Here is a 19,442-nt window from a genome sequence, read left to right as displayed (position 1 = left end):
AAAAATTTAATTAAAATTATTTAACTGTGAATAAAATGCTGAAAAATAGCCAAAGCAGCAGACAAATCAGCCAGGTATAACGAAAGGGAAGTATTGTTTTACGCTTGCGTAATGTGATAAAAATAAATGGAGGCACGAGAGTTAAAATGAGAAGAAATAAAATCTGTACAGTTTCAGCGGCGAACTGTTCAAACGGAAAAAAGGATGCGATATAACTCATAGCGCTATGAAATGCATATTTATTGATCAGTAATATCCAGACGATCCAATCTTCATAAAGGGCTACGATGCATGAAGCAATTAACAAGGGCAGGATGAGTTTAACACCAGGAATTGCGAAAATTTTCTTAACGACGCCGCCAAACTCCTCCGCAAAAAAAACAATTATTGCCGAGCAAAACACAACCAGTGCCAAGGTTAATAACACAGTGCATTTCTCCAAAACGATGGAAAATTGATATTAATCAACTATAACTCTGTTGCGGCTTGCTTATCAAGGGGCAGTGTCATCGCACGATCACCTAACCCGCTACGTACCGCGACTTAACCTCACTGGCTGATTCAATCAAAGCTGTTACAAGCATTCCTGTATCCCTCGGACAAGCCGAGGGACGTAGGGGCTCTGCCCTTAAGTTACGGAATTATTGTAGGTTGGGCCACTCCAGAACTCAATGTTGGGCCAAGGGCCCAACCTACATGCTGCGGACAGCCGAGGATCCAGAAGACTCATAAAAACACTAACCCTCCAACTCCTCCCATCGAGAATATAATTTCGTGAGCTCAGCTTCATCTGCTTGAAGCTGCTGACCAAATAAGGCAATCGCCTGGGCATCCTGTTGGTAAAAATCAGCTTCCGTCATTTTTAACTGCGCTTCAGCAATTTTAGCCTCCAGCGTTTCAATCTGCTGCGGCAATTGCGAAAGTTCACGTTGCTCATTAAAACTTAGTTTACTGGAAGTGTTGGTCCGTTTTGGTGAAGTCTTCGCTGTTGAAGCAGCGGAGGCAGACTGTCGCTGAGCTTTCTTTTGCATCTGGTAATCATCGTATCCACCTACATACTCGTTAAACTGCCCTTCGCCTTCCCATACCAGCACACTGGTCACTACCTGATTAATAAACGCGCGGTCATGGCTAATCAAAATTAAGGTGCCGGGGTAATCTACCAGCATGGTTTCCAAAAGCTCCATGGTCTCTATATCGAGATCATTGGTTGGTTCGTCCATGACCAGAAAATTGACCGGTTTAGCCAGTAATTTCGCCAATAACAGACGATTTCTCTCGCCTCCGGACAAACTGGAAACAGGCTGATTGAAACGCTCCGAGGGGAACAAAAAATCCTTCAGATAACTGGCAACATGTTTTTGCTTGCCATTGATGCTGACATGATCCGCCCCATCCGCAACGTTTGCCATCACGGTCTGTTGCTCGTCCAATTGCCTTCTGAGCTGATCAAAATAGGCGACCGCCAGCGATGTGCCTTGTTTCACTCGACCTGAATCGGGGGTCAATTCACCAAGAAGCAGGCGAACAAGTGTGGTTTTACCACAACCATTAGGTCCAATAATACCCAATTTATCACCCCGGGAAAGCAGCAGCGAGAAGTCGCGTAGAATTGTCTTACCGCCTATCTGATAATTAAGCTTCTCTGCTTCAATGACCACATTCCCCGAGTGAGCAATCTCAAGATTAATGCCTTTGACTTTACCCTGCTGGTTTCGGCGTGCTTTATACTGTTCCCGCATCGCTTTTAAAGCACGAACCCGGCCTTCATTGCGAGTACGTCTGGCCTTGATACCAGTACGAATCCAGGCCTCTTCTTCCGCTAAACGCTTATCAAATAACTCATTATGACGCTGCTCGGTCACCCGCATTGCCTCACGCCGATCCAGATAGGTTTCATAATCACATTCATGGGTGTAGAGTTTGCCGCGATCGATTTCTACTATGCGATTGGAGACAGCGCTAAGAAACTCCCGATCGTGAGTTACCAGTAAAACGGCTCCCTGATAGCTTTTCAGATAAGATTCCAGCCATTCAATGGCTTCCACGTCAAGATGGTTGGTCGGTTCGTCTAGCAGTAAGAGATCAGGATTGGCAATCAGTGCCGCTGCAAGCAATGCCCGTCTTTTCATCCCTCCAGACAATTTGTCCATTCTTGCAGAAGGATCAATACCCAGACGTGAAGCCATTGTATCAACTCGAGGCAAAAGATCCCAGGCATGCAAATTGTCCATTTGCTGCTGGCAACGAGCCAAAGCCGATAAGTCCTCGCCTTGAGACAAATGGTAGAATTCGGCTAACACCTCACCCGTTTCTCCCAGACTTTTTACCAGAAAATGATACACTGTTTCATTATCATGCACAGGAACTTCCTGCGTTAATCCGGCAACTCTAAGACCGCTAAGACGGTTTATCTGTCCACTATCGGGCAGCATCTCACCCTGCAATAAGCGCAGCAAAGAGGATTTGCCTGCCCCATTTCGCCCCACCAGGGCGACACGATCCTGGGGCTGGATTTGCCAATCGGCTTCATCAAGCAGCTTGTTGCCACCCACATTCAAGATGACCTTGTTTAATGTCACAATGCTCATGTATTTCTCGTTTTATAAATCTAAGCCGTGGGGAAATGCCTTACTGCTCATCCGATTTCTTAATCACTAATGTCTTGTTTGTCTGTGTCAGGCTAAAATGCGATAACACATTCATACCCATCAATAACATATCATCCTCGGCACCTAAAATAATCACGGCTTTAACATCATATAAAGTAAAATGACCGAAAGAGAGTTTATTTACCCGTGTCAGTGAGCCATCAACGGCTCCTTTTGCAGTTTGCATACGGATTGGATAGCGCCCGCTTAAATTTAAATCCCGCGCAACTTTTTCTGGTATCGCTAACAGTGTCGCCCCTGTATCAATGATAAAATGGACAGGTTGACCATCTATTGCGCCATCGATGCGATAATGCCCCTGTGCATCCGCCTTGATGATCACCTTGCCTGGATGGCTTTCAACACGCCCTTTATCAGATTGGCCATGGTAATAAAAAAATATAAACAGCAAACCAAAAAGGAGAATCCAGGTAATAATAAACATCCGACGCCCGGTTTGGGCGTACTGATTATTATCCACTGAATTATCCTGTAACAGACTTATTAAGCACCATAATGCCATCCATTTCGACCTGGGAGTTACGCGGCAATGCTGACACGCCAATAGCAGCGCGAGCAGGATAAGGCTCGACAAAAAAGCGGCTCATTGCTTCATTTACCAAAGGAAAATGATTTAGGTCGGTCAGATAGACATTCAATTTGACAATATTGGCCAAGCTTCCGCCTGAGGCCTGACAAACGGCGGTTAAGTTATTTAACACCTGATCGATTTGCAGTCGAATTTCGTCACTACATAAAACACCGGTCGCGGGATCCAATGGGATTTGACCGGAAAGATAAACTGTGTCGCCGCAGCGGATAGCCTGACTGTAAGTTCCAATAGCAGCCGGAGCCTGTTCACTATGAATTGATTGCATTCTCATTCCCCTTGTTTTTTTCGATAAAGGCGCATGACGACATTGTTGGAACGAAGCCTTCTCATCACACGCGCCAAATGCGTTCTGTCACGCACACTGATAGAAAAAGTAACGGCATTGTGGCGTCCATCGCGAGGATCCACATTAATATTTCCAATATTGGATTCCGCTTCGGCAATCGCGGTTGCCAAGGCAGCGAGAACACCTCGCTGGTTGGCCACTTCAACGGTAATATCCACCCAGAACTCACCCTCAACCTGCTCATCCCAACGTAAGGCAATGAACTGCTCAGGACTGCGGACATGATGAATCAGTGGGCAATCACTGGCATGTACGATGATTCCCCGCCCCTGCTGAAAGCGCCCGACGATGCTATCACCTGGAATGGGCTGACAGCATTCGGCAAAATGAACCACCATTCCCTCGGTTCCCTTAATGGCCAGAGGGCGGCTTTTACCATTTTTATCGAGTTCGGCAGGCTCCGGGCGAACCACCAGACGTTTTGCAATGACCATCGGCATTTGATTGCCAATACCAATAGCATAAAGTAATTCTTCAGCGGATTTATAATTTAAATCATGGAGTATTGCCTGCAGGGATTCGGGAGGTACTTTGGCATAATCGGAAGACAATTCCGCAAGTGCCTGCTCCAATAAGCGTTTCCCCATCACAATCGACTCATTATGCTGCTGGCTTTTAAGGAAGTGACGAATATTGCTTCTCGCTTTCCCGGTAACCACAAAATTAAGCCATGCTGGATTGGGATGAGCCCCTGGAGCTGTGATAATTTCTACCGTCTGCCCATTCGTCAAGGGAATGCTTAAAGGCACCAGACGGCGGTTGACCTTGGCAGCCACACAGCTATTACCGACACCAGAATGTACTGTATAAGCGAAATCAACCGGAGTGGCTCCTTTGGGAAGCTCCATGATATGGCCTTTGGGGGTAAATACATAAACTTCATCCGGGAACAAATCAATTTTAACGTTTTCAATAAACTCAAGAGAGCTCCCGGTGCTTCGCTGCATTTCCAATAACCGCTGTACCCATTCACGGGCACGAAGCTGTGCCTCGTTCACTTCCAGACCAGCGGATTTATAAATCCAGTGCGCCGCCACCCCGTTTTCTGCTACTTTATCCATATCCCGCGTACGGATTTGTACCTCCAGAGGAACACCAAATGGGCCGAACAAAGTGGTATGCAGGGACTGATAGCCGTTCGCTTTGGGAATACCAATATAATCCTTGAATCGTTGCGGGACAGGTTTGTAAGTGCGGTGCAAAGCCCCCATCACACGATAGCAGGCATCGATATCTTCGGTGATTACACGGAAAGCGAACACATCAGTGATTTCAGTAAAAGAGGCCTTTTTCTGGCGCATCTTTCGATAAATACTGTATAAATGTTTTTGGCGGCCGAATACATGCTCGTAAGGAATATTTAACTGTCTGAGGGCTTCTTCCAAATCATGTTCTATTTTTTGTGTGAGCTCACGGCGATTGCCCCTTGACTTCTCAACGGCTGATTTAATTGCGCGAAATCGCATGGGATAGAGCGCCTGAAAACCTAAATCTTCCAGGCCCACATAAATAGCATGCATCCCCAGCCGATTAGCAATAGGCGCATAAATTTCAAGGGTTTCAATTGCAATGCGTCGACGCTTGGACGAAGGCATCGCCCCAAGAGTCTTCATATTGTGATAGCGATCAGCCAACTTGACAATGATGACGCGAATATCCTTCACCATTGCCAGAACCATCTTTCTAAAATTTTCAGCCTGGGCTTCCGCGCGGGACTCAAACTTGATTTTAGTCAGTTTGGTGACACCATCTACAAGGGCAGTGACTTCCTCACCAAACAACTGGCTTAGCTCTTCCTTACTGATGGAGGTATCCTCGACCACATCATGCAACAGGGTTGCCATGATAGTTTGATAGTCGAGACGCATCCGGGCGAGTATCAGCGCAGCGGCTACTGGATGGGTAATATAAGGTTCACCCGATCGGCGCATCTGCCCATGATGGGCTTTTTCCGCAACCAGATAGGCCTGATGGCACTTTTCAACCTGCTGTTGCTCAAGATAATGTTGAAGCTCTTCGTGTAACTCCTTAAAGTAGCTCACAGAGCACTCCCTTCGCTTAAAGCTGAAAAATTGTATTGCAACTGATACTGCGATTTGAATTAATCTTTATCCAGAATATCTGGTTTTACTAATCCAGCCGCAATTTCTCTTAAAGCCACAACCGTCGGTTTATCGTTTTCCCACTCCACTAAAGGTTGCTCGCCGCGAACAGCAATTTCACGCGCTCTTTTGGTTGCAACCATCACTAATTCAAAGCGATTCGCAACATGCTCCAAACAATCTTCAACTGTGACACGTGCCATTAGAACCCCCACAATACAAGTATTAAGTTATAGCATCAGACGAAATAGTAAGCCTGAATCCATTTCACCAAGGCCCGCAGTGACGATCTTAAGCTTATAACCAAAATAATCTATTTTACTTCGATGCTAATAAGAAGGAAAGTAATTTTGCAATCTTTACTGATTGCCGCTGTATGTTTAAGCGATTGGCAAGCACAATAGACCTCAGTTCATCGGCCGCGACCTCGAAACTGTCATTGACAATCAGATAATCAAATTCAGAATAATGGCTCAATTCTTCCTGTGCCTGTAACATTCGACTCCCAATCACCGCTTCATTATCCTGCTTACGGTTTTGAAGCCTTTGTTTGAGAGTTTCCAGCGAGGGCGGGATGATGAATATGCTGACAGACCCAGGAAACAGTCTTCTGATTTGCTGCGCCCCCTGCCAGTCGATATCCAGTACCACATCGATGCCCGAAGCCAGTCGGTCTTTAATCTGAATCACTGAAGTACCATAATAATGGTTGAAAACTCTTGCGTATTCAATGAAAGCAGAGTCATCAATCATGCGCAGAAATTCGCTTTCCGAAACAAAAAAATAATCGACGCCATTTTTCTCGGCCGGACGCATGGAACGGGTAGTATGCGAAACAGATACCTCAATATCGGGCATGCTGTTAACAAGCTCTTTCACGAGACTGGTTTTTCCCCCGCCTGAGGGGGCCGCTACAATAAATAAATTTCCTGTGCCATCATTCGCCATTTATCTTTACTCTATATTTTGAATTTGTTCTCGCATTTGCTCGATTAATACTTTCATTTCTACCGCAGACTGCGTCATTTCAATGGAATCAGATTTTGAGCTCAGTGTGTTTGCCTCGCGATTTAATTCCTGCATTAAAAAATCGAGCCGTCGTCCCGCGGGCTCTTTTGCATTGAGACTGTTATTCACTTCATGGATATGTACCGACAATCGTTCCAGTTCCTCGGTTACATCCATTTTACTTAAAAGAATCGCCAGTTCCTGTTCAATTCGACTGCTATCCACTTCCAGATTCAGACTCTGCAATCGAGTCAGCAGTTTATCGCGGGCAAGCAAGCTGTTCTTCTGAGCAAACTCGCGGGCTTTCCCAATCTCGGTTTTTAGCCGTGAAAGTTTATCCAGTACATGTTGATGCAGTGCCGCTCCTTCCGCAGATCTCATTAACTGCAGTCGTTTTAACGTATGATTGAACAGGTCTAAAATCGAAGCCGAATATTGCTCAAGAACAGGTTGCTCTATGTTTACAACTCCAGGCCATGCCAGCACCTTTGACAAACTCATATCATTGGCCAGATGGTTATCACTGGATAGTTTTTCAGCCGTACTCACTAAAGCATTCAATAATGGCTCATTAACTGCAATCGTTTTTTCAACACCGGAATTATCCTGATGTTTTAACTGACACTCGAGTTTACCGCGGCTAATCTGCCCTCTAAGCATTGTTCGCAGGTCATTTTCGAGAAAACGCCAGGCTTCTGGCAAGCGAAAGGAAACGTCCATATACCGATGATTTACCGAACGAATTTCCCAGCAAAAAATCATGCCGTCTACTTGAATCTGCTCGCGTGCAAAAGCGGTCATACTATTAGTCATAATCGAGTTTTACTACTAATTCTTTCTGAGGATGGCCGACTATAAACTAAATTTGTACAAATGCAAGTCTGCGTGCATCATTAGGAAGAAAGGGGTATACTTTGCAATTTTATCGAGGAGCAAGCCATGCGCCCCAGCAATCGTGAACCCAATCAACTTCGATCTATTCAGTTGCACCGCAACTATACGCAGCATGCTGAAGGATCTGTACTGGTAGAATTTGGCCAGACTCGAGTTATTTGTAATGCTTCAGTTATAGACGGTGTTCCACGGTTTCTCAAGGGAAAAAATCAAGGCTGGATTACTGCAGAATACGGAATGTTGCCCCGGGCCACTCACAGCCGCTCTGACCGGGAAGCCAGTAAAGGCAGACAAGGCGGCCGAACCCTTGAAATTCAGCGTCTGATTGGCCGCTCGCTTCGCGCCTGCTTCGATCTTAAAGTGCTGGGTGAAAATACCATTACCATCGACTGTGATGTGCTTCAGGCTGACGGAGGCACAAGAACAGCCGCCATTACAGGGGCTTGTCTTGCATTAAGAGACGCGCTGAACTGGATGGTTAGCCGGGAGAAAATTAGAAAAATGCCGGCGTTCACCTATGTCGCAGCAGTGTCTGTAGGCATTTACCGCGGACAATCCGTGCTGGATCTGGACTATGCAGAAGACGTGCTGGCTGAAACGGATATGAATGTCGTTATGAATGAGGCCGGTGACTTTATTGAAATACAGGGCACCGCAGAGGAAAACAGTTTCAACCGCGCTCAATTAAACGGCATGCTGGATTTGGCTGAAACCGGGATAAAAGAATTAATTAGTCTGCAGAAGTCAGCATAGTTCGGATAGCATCCAGGTTTTGCGGTTTTATTCGCAGACTCGAGGAATCTTGGCAAGGATTCCATGATCCGGCGAACAAGTCGCAGACGTAAGTATACAGGGTCGACGTAGGTCACCGCCGATGCGTTACAGAAATTTGTCATTCCCGCACAGGCGGGAATCCATTTCTTAATTGGCATTATAGCGAGCTCAGAGATGGATCCCCGCCTGCGCGGGGAGGACAGTTTATACAATGTATTGACCTAATTTGCAGGTCGAGAACGTAAGCATACAAGATTGTATAAGCCTGCAAACTTTGCTACCCTGCCCTTTTTGTTTTCGTTGATCAAAAAATGGATATTCTGGAAGTTAAAGCGTTAAAAATTGCCACTCGCATTGGAGTTCATCACTGGGAACAGCAAATTAAGCAAAATCTGTTTATTGATATCAGCATTCCCGGCGACTTTAGTCAATGTAATGACGATATTAATAAAACGATTGATTATGACGCGCTCTGCCGAAGCGTTACTGAATATGTTGAATCCAATTCATTTCAATTAATTGAAACGGTTGCAGACCGGGTAGCTGCTTTAATTAAAGAAGAATTTAAGCTGGAACAGGTGGTCGTTAGCGTAAGCAAACCACATTCTGTAGCCCACGCCAACGATATAAGAGTGACAGTCAAACGCTGAAAAATAACCTGCATGTACTTCAAGTATCCGGCCCCATTTCAAGATGGGGAAAGAGGCCGGTCATATCTCAGATTCTTTTCGATATTCTTTCTTCTTCAGGAGGATTCCTCCTTATCCCCTCCTTCGCTTCCACAACCATTTTTGCAGTTTCCAAAGGCGGCACTTTCAAGGTGATATTTCCCTTCTTGTCTATCCAGTTTAAATGAGTGATGCTGGCTCGCGTTCTATAGCCTTTTTCATACAGTGCGTGGCGAAAAATCTCTTCGAGACTGGCATTTTTATAATCAATATTGGAACGGTACAAGCTGCCAAAAAAGCTGTTTTTATCTTTAGCCAGACGTGTGCCGTATTCCTGGATGAATTGACGCCGTAATTCACTGATAGTGGAGCTGGCTTCTTTTCGCTGGCTTTCGGCCAGAAAATCAGGCGCAATGAAATTGTATTTAAACTGGTATTTCAGATAGAAATGATGGGCAAGAAGAGCATGCATATCGGCTGAAGGATGAATAGTATCCCAGAAAATGTAACCTTTTGCCGGAGAGCTGCCGTTTTCATTGTAAAAATCCTCGGAGCCGTAATATGGTGTACTCACCTTCTCCGGATCAAATCCCCACTTCAGAGGATGCTGAATTATATCTGTAAACAGTGAATTGATATCAAAGCATTCAATTGAACAATTGGGGTAGCGAATCTTTAATTCATTACAGGCTAGCCGTAACTGTTCATTAAAATAAAGCGAGCAGGATTGAGCATTATCTCTCTCATATTCACTTTTTTGCTGATACATGGGAGTAAATGACAAGTCCGGCAGGTTAAATAAAATAAAGTTGGAGTAGCCTTTTTTTATCAGTTCCTCAACATTCTCAACTCTGGCTTTTAATGCTTTTTTAGCTTCACCTATGGTTGGACGCTCATTCACTGTGATTAAATCATTGGCTCCAGACCATTCAATAACCAGGGTTGATTTTTTCTGTGTATTCGATACCTGATGAGTTTCGTCATATTTAATCATTTTCTCCCGCATTTCTTCCAGCGTAGAAACTACCATTCGATTAAAGAAACGGCTTAAACTTGAGCTTGGAACCCAGCTATAATCATGAGCGCTTAATCCTCCTTCGCTGTAATTTCTAACGAAATCAACTCCCTTATAGCGGACTACCAGATCATCATCCAAATCATAACTATCCTGAACATGTGCTCGAACCTTACTATCATGGGCAATCACGGCGTCGCTGATGTCAGTCGCATCCATTTTATATTCTTTACCCACCTCTTTGATGATGAAATCTTCAGCAATGCCGGCGCTCAGATGATCACTCCAGGCATAGCCATTGGTGAACCGTCCATCTGGTGATTTTTTGTCCAAACCAGTTATCCAGCTCATAGGAATACAACCCCATAAATATTTATTCGCAATAGTGCCACGGTCGGTCAGGCTGTCCCCCATTAATACAAAGTATGAAATCTTTTCCGGGCTCATGTTTTCTTCCTTGTTGTTATTTTAATCCTTTAATACAGAATGCGTTCCGAGGCTCGCAGCGGATGCCCAAATGATAATCAGAATGACATTTAAGATTCATATCGACATATTTTGGATTAGCCTTAGGATTGAATGAATTAAAGAGAGTGTTCATTAAACTGTGTCATTACTCACAGGCACGCCGTCATTTGAGAATAGGATTAATTGACAATCCATTTGATTATTTTTAGAACATTTTGCATTTACAGATTATAATTGACTATAGGTTTGTATCGAATTTCCCGTGCAATGGATTGCAGAAAATAACAGGACGACAATGCGACGATTACCCTTCAAAAAATCAGCTCTGGTGTCGATTGGAATAGAACTTGAGTTTCAATTAATCAATCCGAGAAGCTGGGGTCACAAATTTTGCTCAAAAGACATCATCCGGGATGTGCACGGAAGTAATTTTGAAACGCGTATTGTTCCGGAAATTACTCAGAGCATGATTGAAATTAACTCCTCAGTGCATCAGTCGGCTCAGACCATGCTTGACGAGTTTTCAGAACTGCAGCAATATCTTTTACAGGAAGCCGAGCGAGTCGGCGCTTATATTTGCGGCGGCGGCTCACACCCCTATGAGCGCTGGTCAAAGCAAAAAATTTTTCCAGCGAAACGTTACAAAAATCTGGCCAGAAAATACCGTTACCTTTCAAAAAGAGCCACTATTTTTGGTCAGCATATTCATATCGGCTGCACCAGCCCCGAGGATGCTTTGTATCTGACACATGCCTTGGGTCGATATGTTCCGCAACTCATCGCAATAGCGGCATCGTCTCCATTTTACCAGGGTGTTGACACCGGCTATTGCTCCTCCCGCTCCAGTATTTTTAGCGCCTTTCCCTTAAGCGGTGTAATCCCTTACTTAATTAACTGGAATGAGTTGTCTGAGTACTATTATAAATTTCGCCGACTGGGAATAATTGGCAGCATGAAAGATTTTTACTGGGATATTCGCCCCAAACCTGAGTTCGGCACGGTGGAAGTCAGAGTATGCGATACGCCATTAAGCCTTGGTAAAGCCATTCAAATTGCGGCTTATTTACAAAGTCTGTCACTGTATCTTCTCGAAGAACGTCCCACTCAAGTCAGTCATGATCTGTATTTTTTATACAGTTATAACCGCTTCCAGGCAAGCCGTTATGGTTTTGAGGGCGACATCATTGACTCCGATAATGGTCAGCATTATCTGCTTCAGGATGATATTCTCAATACGCTAAAAAAAATAAGGCCGCAAATTGAGTTTTTGAATAATCAATATTTTATGAATCTCCTCCAAAATGATATTCTTAACAAAATCAATGATGCTTTTTTGCTGAGGAAAGTTTTCAAGGAAAGTGGTTCTCTGAATCAGGTGGTCAAACTCCAGTGTGAAACCTGGAATCAGAAACTTGATAAATATTGCAACGAGGATCTTGATTCTCAAGAATGAACTAGCATAATGTCGATTTGGCATTTTAAATTACAGTTACCAGGGAGTGGTTATGAGTTCCAAAATTACTGCACGCGGCCAGGAAATATTAAAAGACCCCTTATTAAATAAAGGCACCGCTTTTACTGAAGCTGAAAAAGACTTGTTTGAGCTGCATGGACTTCTTCCCTGCAATACCGAGAGTATTCTCGAACAATTGAGACGCAGCCGCGATGCCTACGATGCCAAAGATACTCCTCTTGAAAAACATATCTACCTGAGAGCGTTGCAGGATCGCAACGAAGTCCTTTTTTATCGTTTTGTCCTGGATAATTTACTGGAAGTTTTGCCCATAATTTATACCCCTGTAGTAGGTGAGGCCTGTCAGCAGTTTCATCGCATTTATCGTCAACCCCGCGGTTTGTTCATCAGCTATCCGGAACGGGATAGAATGGAGAAGATTCTTTCGACTGTTGCGAAAAATAGACGGATTGATGTGATCGTTGTGACTGACGGCGAACGAATTCTGGGATTGGGTGATCAGGGCGCTGGCGGTTTGGGCATCCCAATTGGAAAATTATCGCTTTACTCCGTTTGCGGGGGCATCCATCCTGCACATACATTACCTATTGTATTGGATGTAGGTACCAATAATCAGGAAAAGTTTAATGATCCTGAGTATTTGGGCTGGCGTCATTCTCGTATTACTGGCGAAGAGTATGATCAGTTTATCGATCAATTTGTGCAATCCGTCAAAAAATGCTTTCCAAATGTACTGCTGCAGTTTGAAGATTTTGCCCAACAGCATGCCTATCCGATTCTCGAAAAGTATCGTGACCAGCTCTGTACCTTCAACGATGATATTCAGGGAACAGCCGCAGTTGCAGTAGCAGCTATCATTGCTGCAACGCGTGTTTCGGGTGTCCCATTAAAAGACCATCGTATCGCCCTGCTGGGTGCCGGTTCAGCTGGCTGCGGCATCAGCGAGCAATTGGTGCAGGCAATGATTAATCAGGGGCTGAGCGAATCCGAAGCACGATCTCGTTTTTATCTGGTTGACAGAATGGGTTTACTGCAGGAAGGCTTGGAAAATATTCTGCCCTTCCAAAAAGGCTTTGTTCAATCCAAAAACAGATTAAAAACCTGGACGGTTCAAAACAGTCAGCAGATTAATCTCCTTGAAGTAATCAATAACGCCAAACCGACTATCCTGCTCGGCGTTTCAGGACAGCCCCAGCAATTCAGCGAGCCCATGATACGCAGTATGGCGAGTTACTGCGATCGCCCTATTGTATTCCCACTCTCCAATCCCACTTCACGAGCTGAGGCGACTCCACAGCAAATACTGGAATGGAGTGCGGGTAAGGCCCTGGTTGCTACAGGAAGTCCATTTGATCCGGTGTTAATTGGTTCTCATCCCATTGAAATTTCCCAATGCAACAATTCCTATATTTTCCCAGGTGTAGGCTTGGGCGTCGTCGCTGGAAAGGCGCGTCGCGTCACCGATAAAATGATGATGGCCGCTGCAATGGCATTAAGCGATCTGTCTCCGGCAATGATTAAGGGTGAAGGCGCTCTCTTACCTGATCTTCGAGTCATTCGGGATGTAAGCCGACATATAGCCAAGGCGGTGATTCTACAGGCTATTAAGGAAAACCACGCGGATAAAATTAGTGATGCGGAAATTGAAACAGCGATAAAAGAAACCATGTGGTACCCTGAGTATGAGGTATTTACGAAGTAATTCCATCCTGAATACAAGCCTCCCGGCTTGTATTCCCTACCTTTTTTAAGAGGATTTAACTATGCGGCGCCAGTGGTATATTGGATTCGGGCTCATCCTGCTAAGCTTTATTTTTTTCCTAATCATGATGCACGATACCATCTGGTGCATTGTCTTTCTGGTACCAATCATTATCGTGGGAATCTACGATCTGATACAAACCAAACACTCCGTTCTCAGAAACTTTCCGGTCTTAGGTCATTTCCGGTTCATTATGGAATTTTTAAGGCCTGAAATTCAGCAATATTTTATTGCGGATGACCAGGAAGAGCTTCCCTATAATCGTGAAATCAGAAGCATGGTGTATGAACGGGCAAAAAATGTGCGTGATACGATTCCCTTCGGCACCAGCCGTAACATTACACAGGTCGGTTATACCTGGGTTTTACACTCACTCGCTCCCAAACATGTGTCAGAAGTTGAACCCAGAATTGTGGTCGGCGGGCCTGACTGCAGCAAGCCTTATAGTGCCTCACGTCTGAATATCTCGGCAATGAGTTATGGTTCCTTATCGCCTAATGCCATCATGGCGCTTAATAAAGGAGCAAAACTGGGGAATTTTGCTCACAACACCGGTGAAGGTGGTTTAAGCCCCTATCATTTGCAAGGCGGCGACATTATATTCCAGATTGGTACTGCCTATTTTGGCTGTCGGGATGAAAATGGCAATTTCGATGAAAAGGAGTTTATCGCAGAGTCGACTCGCGAAGAAGTCAAAATGATTGAAATCAAACTCTCGCAAGGGGCTAAGCCCTCGCATGGCGGAATTTTGCCCGCAGCTAAAGTGACTCCGGAAATAGCGAAGGTGCGTAAAATTAAAATCGGAGGCGATATTCTTTCTCCGCCAGCCCACACAGCCTTTGATTCCCCGCGTACATTATTGGAGTTTGTAAAACATTTACGACAATTATCCGGAGGCAAGCCTGTAGGTTTTAAACTCTGTATAGGCAAACGCCATGAGTTTCTGGGTATATGCAAGGCAATGCTTTTAACCGGCATTACTCCTGATTTCATTACAGTTGATGGCGCTGAAGGCGGTACAGGAGCCGCACCGGTTGAATATACCAATCGAGTGGGAGAGCCTTTGGAGGCAGCTTTGGTTTTTGTCCATAATGCTCTGGTCGGCGTTAATTTACGGGATAAAATCAGAATTATATCCAGTGGGAAAGTAGCCAGCGGCTTTGATCTGGTCGCCAATATTGCGATGGGAGCCGACATGTGTAACGCGGCACGTGCCATGATGTTCGCGGTGGGCTGCATTCAGTCAAAACAATGCAATGCCAATACCTGCCCTACCGGAGTCGCCACACAAAACTTAAGGTTACAGCGTGGACTCGTGGTCGAAGAGAAACAATACCGTGTGTTGAATTTCCATAATAATACCGTCAGGAGTTTTCTTGAGATGGTAGGTGCTATGGGATTATGTAACCCCAGCGACTTATCGCCAGAATATCTGATGAGACGGGTCAGTGCGGACTGTGTTAAACCCTTTAACGAAATCTATGATTATTTAACACCCGGACAATTGCTTGGCGAAGAGATTCCGGAATGTTTCAAAAAACACTGGCTAAAAGCAGATCCTGAGCGCTTTTAGCCAAATACGATATGGGAGAACGTCAAATGAAAAATGCTGGCGTTCTCAAACGATTATGTAACTCCCCAGCTACGTCATCCTGAGCGTAGCGAAGGATCTCAAACTGCTTGGAACTGAGCCAGATTCAGGAGATCCTTCACTGCGTTCAGGATGACGTACCTGGGGAGTTAAACGATTACTTATTAATCCAGACCTAACAACCTGGCCCTATCATCCTCATTAGTATTCACCAGACCAACATCTGCAGCCCGATACACATTTTCAAGCACATCCTTATAAAACTTTGTAGTAGAAGGCTGTCGGCCCTGCCGAGGATTATCCAGTGCTTCCTGGGCGATATCCTTAATCTGCTCATACAAGTCGTATAAATCATTTTCCGTTTTGTTTTGTTTGGCTTCATAAGTATCAATGGCTCTTGCCATTTCAGCGACTCGATGAGGTACTCTCAATGTTCTACCGTCGACATTTATATCCACCCCGCCTCGAATGAACAAGAAACCTGGTATGCTCCAGGGTTTGCTGCGAATTAACTGTTTGATGTTTTGAATCGCATTATTGTGCAATTCCTGTTTTTCGTCCAAGGCTTTTGTTCGCTCTTCAAAATAAGCTTCTACACCAGGAGCTTCTGCATCAGGAATGCGCGTGCTGAAATACTGATCTAATGCAGTTTTGTTAGTAATTACCTTTTGTAAATCCATAGAAATTGCCATTAACTCCTGAGGATTAGCGATATCATCAGTAATCAAGGGATTAAATATTTTGATGGCCAAATTACTATATAGATTTTGTTGATGCTCTACGCCTTTTTTTGCAGCGATACTTCTAATAATGTTTAGTATTTCTACTGTTTTTTGATCAAACACATGTTCTTGGGGATAGACATGTTTATTATTGCTATTTTGATAAGCCGTTTTAAACGTATTATCTACATCCAGCTTTTTGATCAGCCTAAATAATACACCAGCGAAGAAATCTCCACTGGCCGCTCGAATAAATTCATGACCTTTGGCCTCAAAACAAAGATCAGTCATACGAGTAATGAACTGGGAAAGATTGTCTGGCGTGAGCTGCTCAGCAATTTCACTGGCGAATGCTTCTCTTTCGGATTTCGGCATTGCACATAATTCATCATAGAATTTTTTGTCCAGATAAGGATCATTTAAAAATTCAATTTTATTTGACGACTTCTTAAAGCGGCTGAGCTGGGACATGATTGACCTTATTTTTACCTAGATGCCTAATATTATAACTTAAGTAACATTCTAAAAACAGACCCACCTAAAATAAACCAATTCATTTTGTAACTCCCCACGTCATCCCGAGCACAGCGAGGGATCTCCCTATTGGAAAAGATTTCGAGAGTGTTCATTAAACTATGTCATTACTCACAGGCACGCCGTCATCTCGAACGCAGTGAGAGATCTCCGAATGCTGGCACAAACCAGGATTTGGGAGATCTCTCACTGCGTTCGAGATGACGTGGGAAGTGAATTATTTTCTACTAGACTAAATAGTAAGCAATCTACTTAACTAACTTACATGCCCAGATCATCCAAAGGTTTCATCGCGATTGATATAGACGGAACAACTTTAGTAGAAAAAATTGACAAGAATCCTCTTTATGGCCTTCGCAATAAGCAGAGTCATATGAGACAGGTATTACTGGAATATGTTCGCAGAGCTCAGAAAGAAGGCTATGATATCCTGATATTGACTGCCAGACCTGGCTTTGTGGATAGAGGATTGCAGGCTTTGAGTAGCTATTTAGGAACAAAACCCACCAATGAAATTGTCAATATTCTTGAAGCCTATGATGTCCATAATGTTGAAATAGTACGTGCGCCGGCAGGCCTTAAAGGCCATAAAATGGCTGAAATTCTTCAATTATATCATCAGGAGGGACATAATGACGCCATTGGCCTGCTGTTTGATGACCAATTGAAGCAAGTGAATGATGTGATCGCTCAGAATAATAGTAAACTAGTCGCTATTGATATAAACAGCGCGGCTGATCTTGACAAGTTCTGGATTGAAACGAAAATCCCTGTCACGGGTCGAAACCCTTTTCATCCTGAAAATCTGATAAAAAATATTAAAGAAACTCACCCTGAAATTAGCTTACTGTATAAGAACATTGAGCAAATAAGGTTTCCCAAAGAAGCTGAGTTAATCAAGAAAATTGTCGATGATTTATCAATACGTATCTACGAAGCAAAGCATAGAGCCTATCATCCCGAAATCAATTGGGTTAATAATGCGATCACGGGGATTCATACAATTATTAATAAGCTGAGCAAAGATAACCCCCATATTCGACAAGCTGAACTTGATGCAATTAGCCAGATAATATTTGGTACGGATGATCTATCAAAAGTTGTGCCCAACTCCCAAATAGAAGTATTACTGCAGGATCTCATGATCGATTTAAAAGATTTCGCCCTGCGTGATGAACTACTCAGAGCACTGACAGATTATCAGTCTCAGTTTCAATCCAATGCTCATGTTAGAGAACACCCTGGGTTGCTGATTGAAATTAATCGCCTTAATCAGCTTATTGATACCTTACAAATCTACCCCCATGCAAGTGAAGCCCTGGCCGCTTTTGCAAATACACTGCAAAAAAATGAATCGGAGTATTCTACTTCATTATGGTGGCAACCCGTAAACAATCTGTTAAGCCAGTCGCTCACGGTTAACCCGCTCGCCAACATTAGTAAATCGCATCAGTTTAAACAGAGGATAAGCGAGATGAAAGATGATTGTATACCCAATGAAGGTTCAGGCTTAAAACTTTGACCTGCCATAAATTGCCAATGTGAATTTCTCTTAATCATAATGAAACCTTTGGCGACAAAAATTTTCAAAAATATGAAGAACATAGCTTGATCAAATGCGCCACTCTAATATAATTAAATTGACCTTTTGAAACTGTAAGCAAGCTTTAACTGCGGCTCACAAAGTTCCGAAGGAGTAAATGTTGCCAGATACTGTTTCTGGTCCTTAACTGTGTTTCAAATTCTAAACTTTTTCAAAGGAAGGATTCATCATGAAAAAATCAACTTTAGCCGTGGCCGCATTACTGACTGCCCTTTCAGCTGCTTCTGTTGTTCCTGCTGCCTACGCTGATTCAACTACTACTCAAGCAAGTGGCTGCGCTGGTTGCAAAGGCTGCAAAGGTTGTAAAGGCTGCAACGGATGCAAAGGTTGCAAAGGTTGCAATGGCTGCAAAGGTTGTGGCGGCTGCAGCGGTAGCTAATATTTTTAAAGGAAGCGGAAACGCTTCCTTTTTTTTCTAGCGTGTATTTATGTCTGAATTTTCTTTACCTTATTTGAGTAAAACGAAACAATCCCGCCTTTTGGCCTATGCGTCTCAGATTCTGGAAGCCCAGCAACAGATGACCACTGCCAAAGGAAAAAACATTATTCATTACACTTTACAAAAGAAGCGTCGTCATGAATCGATGAGCCATTATCCCAAGGGAGATCGTATTGATCGCCAAACGGGAGCTCAGTATTTTTATCATTGCCATCGTGAAGATTATGAAAGCATGGAGCATGGCCATTTTCATTGTTTCCTTCGTTATAAAGGGATCCCCGCCAAAATAACTCCTACTCCTTTATCCGATTGGGATAAAAACATGGATAACCCGATGACCCATATCGTGGCTATTTCCATGAATTGCCTTGGTCAGCCGATACGCCTCTTTACCGTAAACCGTTGGGTGTCCTCCGAGATTTGGTATGATGCAAAACACGTGTCCAGTTTCATCAAAAAATATGAAATGACACTGGAAGATGACCCCTACTGGATGATTCTGGATCAATGGGTTGAAGGCATGCTTCATTTATTTGAACCTCAGATTGTCTGGCTGCACCAGGAAAGAGATAAGCAAATTGCCCGTATCAAAGCAGAGGATCCCGAGTCTAATCCCTATGAAGATCATCGCTATGAAGAGCTTTCCTACATTGACATTGACCTTTCCAGCCAGGTTCAATGGGTGTTAAATGCAATCAATCAAAGTGAAACCCCTGCGGAAGTTTAATCTTTTTAATGTATGGATCGCGTAGGTCGGGCGCTTCGCCCGACGCTCGTT

The 19,442-nt window shown here is 43.9% G+C and carries 17 protein-coding genes and 1 pseudogene; 8 read left to right on the top strand and 10 right to left on the bottom strand.

The features are described from left to right. Nucleotides 1–16: 16 nt before the first annotated feature. The 8 genes and pseudogenes from LXA66_RS13315 to LXA66_RS13280 all read right to left on the bottom strand — a co-directional run bounded on the left by LXA66_RS13315 (nucleotide 17) and on the right by LXA66_RS13280 (nucleotide 7,533). Nucleotides 17–427, bottom strand: coding sequence for a hypothetical protein (locus tag LXA66_RS13315; protein ID WP_233013544.1), 411 nt, complete (start codon nucleotides 425–427; stop codon nucleotides 17–19). A 310-nt stretch (nucleotides 428–737) separates the two neighbouring features. Next, nucleotides 738–2,591: an ATP-binding cassette domain-containing protein gene (locus LXA66_RS13310; protein ID WP_233013543.1), complete on the bottom strand. Its 1,854-nt coding sequence runs from the start codon at nucleotides 2,589–2,591 to the stop codon at nucleotides 738–740. A 40-nt stretch (nucleotides 2,592–2,631) separates the two neighbouring features. Then, nucleotides 2,632–3,132: a retropepsin-like aspartic protease gene (locus LXA66_RS13305; protein ID WP_233013542.1), complete on the bottom strand. Its 501-nt coding sequence runs from the start codon at nucleotides 3,130–3,132 to the stop codon at nucleotides 2,632–2,634. A gap of 4 nt (nucleotides 3,133–3,136) precedes the next feature. Further along, nucleotides 3,137–3,529, bottom strand: a complete 393-nt coding sequence (locus LXA66_RS13300) for a RidA family protein (protein ID WP_233013541.1) — start codon at nucleotides 3,527–3,529, stop codon at nucleotides 3,137–3,139. A gap of 2 nt (nucleotides 3,530–3,531) precedes the next feature. Further along, nucleotides 3,532–5,652: a bifunctional GTP diphosphokinase/guanosine-3',5'-bis pyrophosphate 3'-pyrophosphohydrolase gene (gene spoT / locus LXA66_RS13295; protein ID WP_112220294.1), complete on the bottom strand. Its 2,121-nt coding sequence runs from the start codon at nucleotides 5,650–5,652 to the stop codon at nucleotides 3,532–3,534. 65 nt (nucleotides 5,653–5,717) lie between these two features. Continuing rightward, nucleotides 5,718–5,915, bottom strand: a pseudogene (gene rpoZ / locus LXA66_RS13290) (DNA-directed RNA polymerase subunit omega); the annotation flags it as partial. 115 nt (nucleotides 5,916–6,030) lie between these two features. Next, nucleotides 6,031–6,660 carry a guanylate kinase gene (gene gmk, locus LXA66_RS13285; RefSeq protein ID WP_233013540.1) on the bottom strand — a complete coding sequence of 210 codons (630 nt, stop codon included), beginning with the start codon at nucleotides 6,658–6,660 and terminating at the stop codon, nucleotides 6,031–6,033. Nucleotides 6,661–6,666: 6 nt separating this feature from the next. Next, a complete protein-coding gene (locus LXA66_RS13280; RefSeq protein ID WP_233013539.1) occupies nucleotides 6,667–7,533 on the bottom strand; it encodes a YicC/YloC family endoribonuclease in 867 nt (288 codons plus the stop codon). A gap of 126 nt (nucleotides 7,534–7,659) precedes the next feature. Between LXA66_RS13280 and rph the strand changes: the two genes are divergently transcribed. Then, nucleotides 7,660–8,367: a ribonuclease PH gene (gene rph, locus LXA66_RS13275; protein WP_233013538.1), complete on the top strand. Its 708-nt coding sequence runs from the start codon at nucleotides 7,660–7,662 to the stop codon at nucleotides 8,365–8,367. A gap of 332 nt (nucleotides 8,368–8,699) precedes the next feature. Further along, complete coding sequence (gene folB, locus LXA66_RS13270; RefSeq protein ID WP_133139004.1) at nucleotides 8,700–9,038, top strand: dihydroneopterin aldolase; 339 nt, start codon at nucleotides 8,700–8,702, stop codon at nucleotides 9,036–9,038. Nucleotides 9,039–9,105: 67 nt separating this feature from the next. Here folB and LXA66_RS13265 read toward each other — a convergent pair whose 3' ends face one another. Continuing rightward, nucleotides 9,106–10,518, bottom strand: a complete 1,413-nt coding sequence (locus LXA66_RS13265) for an SGNH/GDSL hydrolase family protein (protein WP_233013537.1) — start codon at nucleotides 10,516–10,518, stop codon at nucleotides 9,106–9,108. A gap of 316 nt (nucleotides 10,519–10,834) precedes the next feature. Between LXA66_RS13265 and LXA66_RS13260 the strand changes: the two genes are divergently transcribed. From LXA66_RS13260 to LXA66_RS13250, 3 genes are all read left to right on the top strand, one after another. Next, nucleotides 10,835–11,992, top strand: coding sequence for a YbdK family carboxylate-amine ligase (locus LXA66_RS13260; RefSeq protein ID WP_233013536.1), 1,158 nt, complete (start codon nucleotides 10,835–10,837; stop codon nucleotides 11,990–11,992). Nucleotides 11,993–12,044: 52 nt separating this feature from the next. Further along, the gene (locus LXA66_RS13255; RefSeq protein WP_233013535.1) at nucleotides 12,045–13,715 is read left to right on the top strand and encodes an NAD-dependent malic enzyme; all 1,671 of its coding nucleotides are present in this window, start codon (nucleotides 12,045–12,047) and stop codon (nucleotides 13,713–13,715) included. A 61-nt stretch (nucleotides 13,716–13,776) separates the two neighbouring features. Continuing rightward, entirely contained in the window at nucleotides 13,777–15,348 is a 1,572-nt protein-coding gene (locus LXA66_RS13250) for an FMN-binding glutamate synthase family protein (RefSeq protein WP_233013534.1), read from the top strand. Between the two features lie 182 nt (nucleotides 15,349–15,530). Here the strand turns inward: LXA66_RS13250 and LXA66_RS13245 are convergent, their stop codons facing one another. Then, complete coding sequence (locus tag LXA66_RS13245; RefSeq protein WP_233013533.1) at nucleotides 15,531–16,559, bottom strand: hypothetical protein; 1,029 nt, start codon at nucleotides 16,557–16,559, stop codon at nucleotides 15,531–15,533. Nucleotides 16,560–16,995: 436 nt separating this feature from the next. Between LXA66_RS13245 and LXA66_RS13240 the strand changes: the two genes are divergently transcribed. The 3 genes from LXA66_RS13240 to LXA66_RS13230 all read left to right on the top strand — a co-directional run bounded on the left by LXA66_RS13240 (nucleotide 16,996) and on the right by LXA66_RS13230 (nucleotide 19,391). Further along, nucleotides 16,996–18,144, top strand: coding sequence for a hypothetical protein (locus LXA66_RS13240; RefSeq protein WP_233013532.1), 1,149 nt, complete (start codon nucleotides 16,996–16,998; stop codon nucleotides 18,142–18,144). A 308-nt stretch (nucleotides 18,145–18,452) separates the two neighbouring features. Beyond that, nucleotides 18,453–18,644 (top strand): hypothetical protein, encoded by a 192-nt coding sequence (locus tag LXA66_RS13235; RefSeq protein ID WP_233013531.1) that lies wholly within the window; start codon nucleotides 18,453–18,455, stop codon nucleotides 18,642–18,644. A 9-nt stretch (nucleotides 18,645–18,653) separates the two neighbouring features. Next, nucleotides 18,654–19,391 (top strand): hypothetical protein, encoded by a 738-nt coding sequence (locus LXA66_RS13230; RefSeq protein WP_233013530.1) that lies wholly within the window; start codon nucleotides 18,654–18,656, stop codon nucleotides 19,389–19,391. Nucleotides 19,392–19,442: the final 51 nt, after the last annotated feature.

Source organism: Legionella sp. 16cNR16C (assembly GCF_021297775.1).
GTDB classification, from domain to species: domain Bacteria; phylum Pseudomonadota; class Gammaproteobacteria; order Legionellales; family Legionellaceae; genus Legionella_C; species Legionella_C quinlivanii_A.
Note: the sequence above shows the minus strand (reverse complement) of the source record. Positions and strands in the feature narration are given on the sequence as shown.

Coding starts and splice junctions, on each gene's coding strand:
- LXA66_RS13310 (WP_233013543.1), bottom strand. CDS start 2,591: ATGAGCATTGTGACATTAAACAAGGTCATCTTGAATGTGGGTGGCAAC.
- LXA66_RS13300 (WP_233013541.1), bottom strand. CDS start 3,529: ATGCAATCAATTCATAGTGAACAGGCTCCGGCTGCTATTGGAACTTAC.
- gmk (WP_233013540.1), bottom strand. CDS start 6,660: ATGGCGAATGATGGCACAGGAAATTTATTTATTGTAGCGGCCCCCTCA.
- LXA66_RS13280 (WP_233013539.1), bottom strand. CDS start 7,533: ATGACTAATAGTATGACCGCTTTTGCACGCGAGCAGATTCAAGTAGAC.
- rph (WP_233013538.1), top strand. CDS start 7,660: ATGCGCCCCAGCAATCGTGAACCCAATCAACTTCGATCTATTCAGTTG.
- folB (WP_133139004.1), top strand. CDS start 8,700: ATGGATATTCTGGAAGTTAAAGCGTTAAAAATTGCCACTCGCATTGGA.
- LXA66_RS13265 (WP_233013537.1), bottom strand. CDS start 10,518: ATGAGCCCGGAAAAGATTTCATACTTTGTATTAATGGGGGACAGCCTG.
- LXA66_RS13260 (WP_233013536.1), top strand. CDS start 10,835: ATGCGACGATTACCCTTCAAAAAATCAGCTCTGGTGTCGATTGGAATA.
- LXA66_RS13255 (WP_233013535.1), top strand. CDS start 12,045: ATGAGTTCCAAAATTACTGCACGCGGCCAGGAAATATTAAAAGACCCC.
- LXA66_RS13250 (WP_233013534.1), top strand. CDS start 13,777: ATGCGGCGCCAGTGGTATATTGGATTCGGGCTCATCCTGCTAAGCTTT.
- LXA66_RS13245 (WP_233013533.1), bottom strand. CDS start 16,559: ATGTCCCAGCTCAGCCGCTTTAAGAAGTCGTCAAATAAAATTGAATTT.
- LXA66_RS13240 (WP_233013532.1), top strand. CDS start 16,996: ATGAGACAGGTATTACTGGAATATGTTCGCAGAGCTCAGAAAGAAGGC.
- LXA66_RS13230 (WP_233013530.1), top strand. CDS start 18,654: ATGTCTGAATTTTCTTTACCTTATTTGAGTAAAACGAAACAATCCCGC.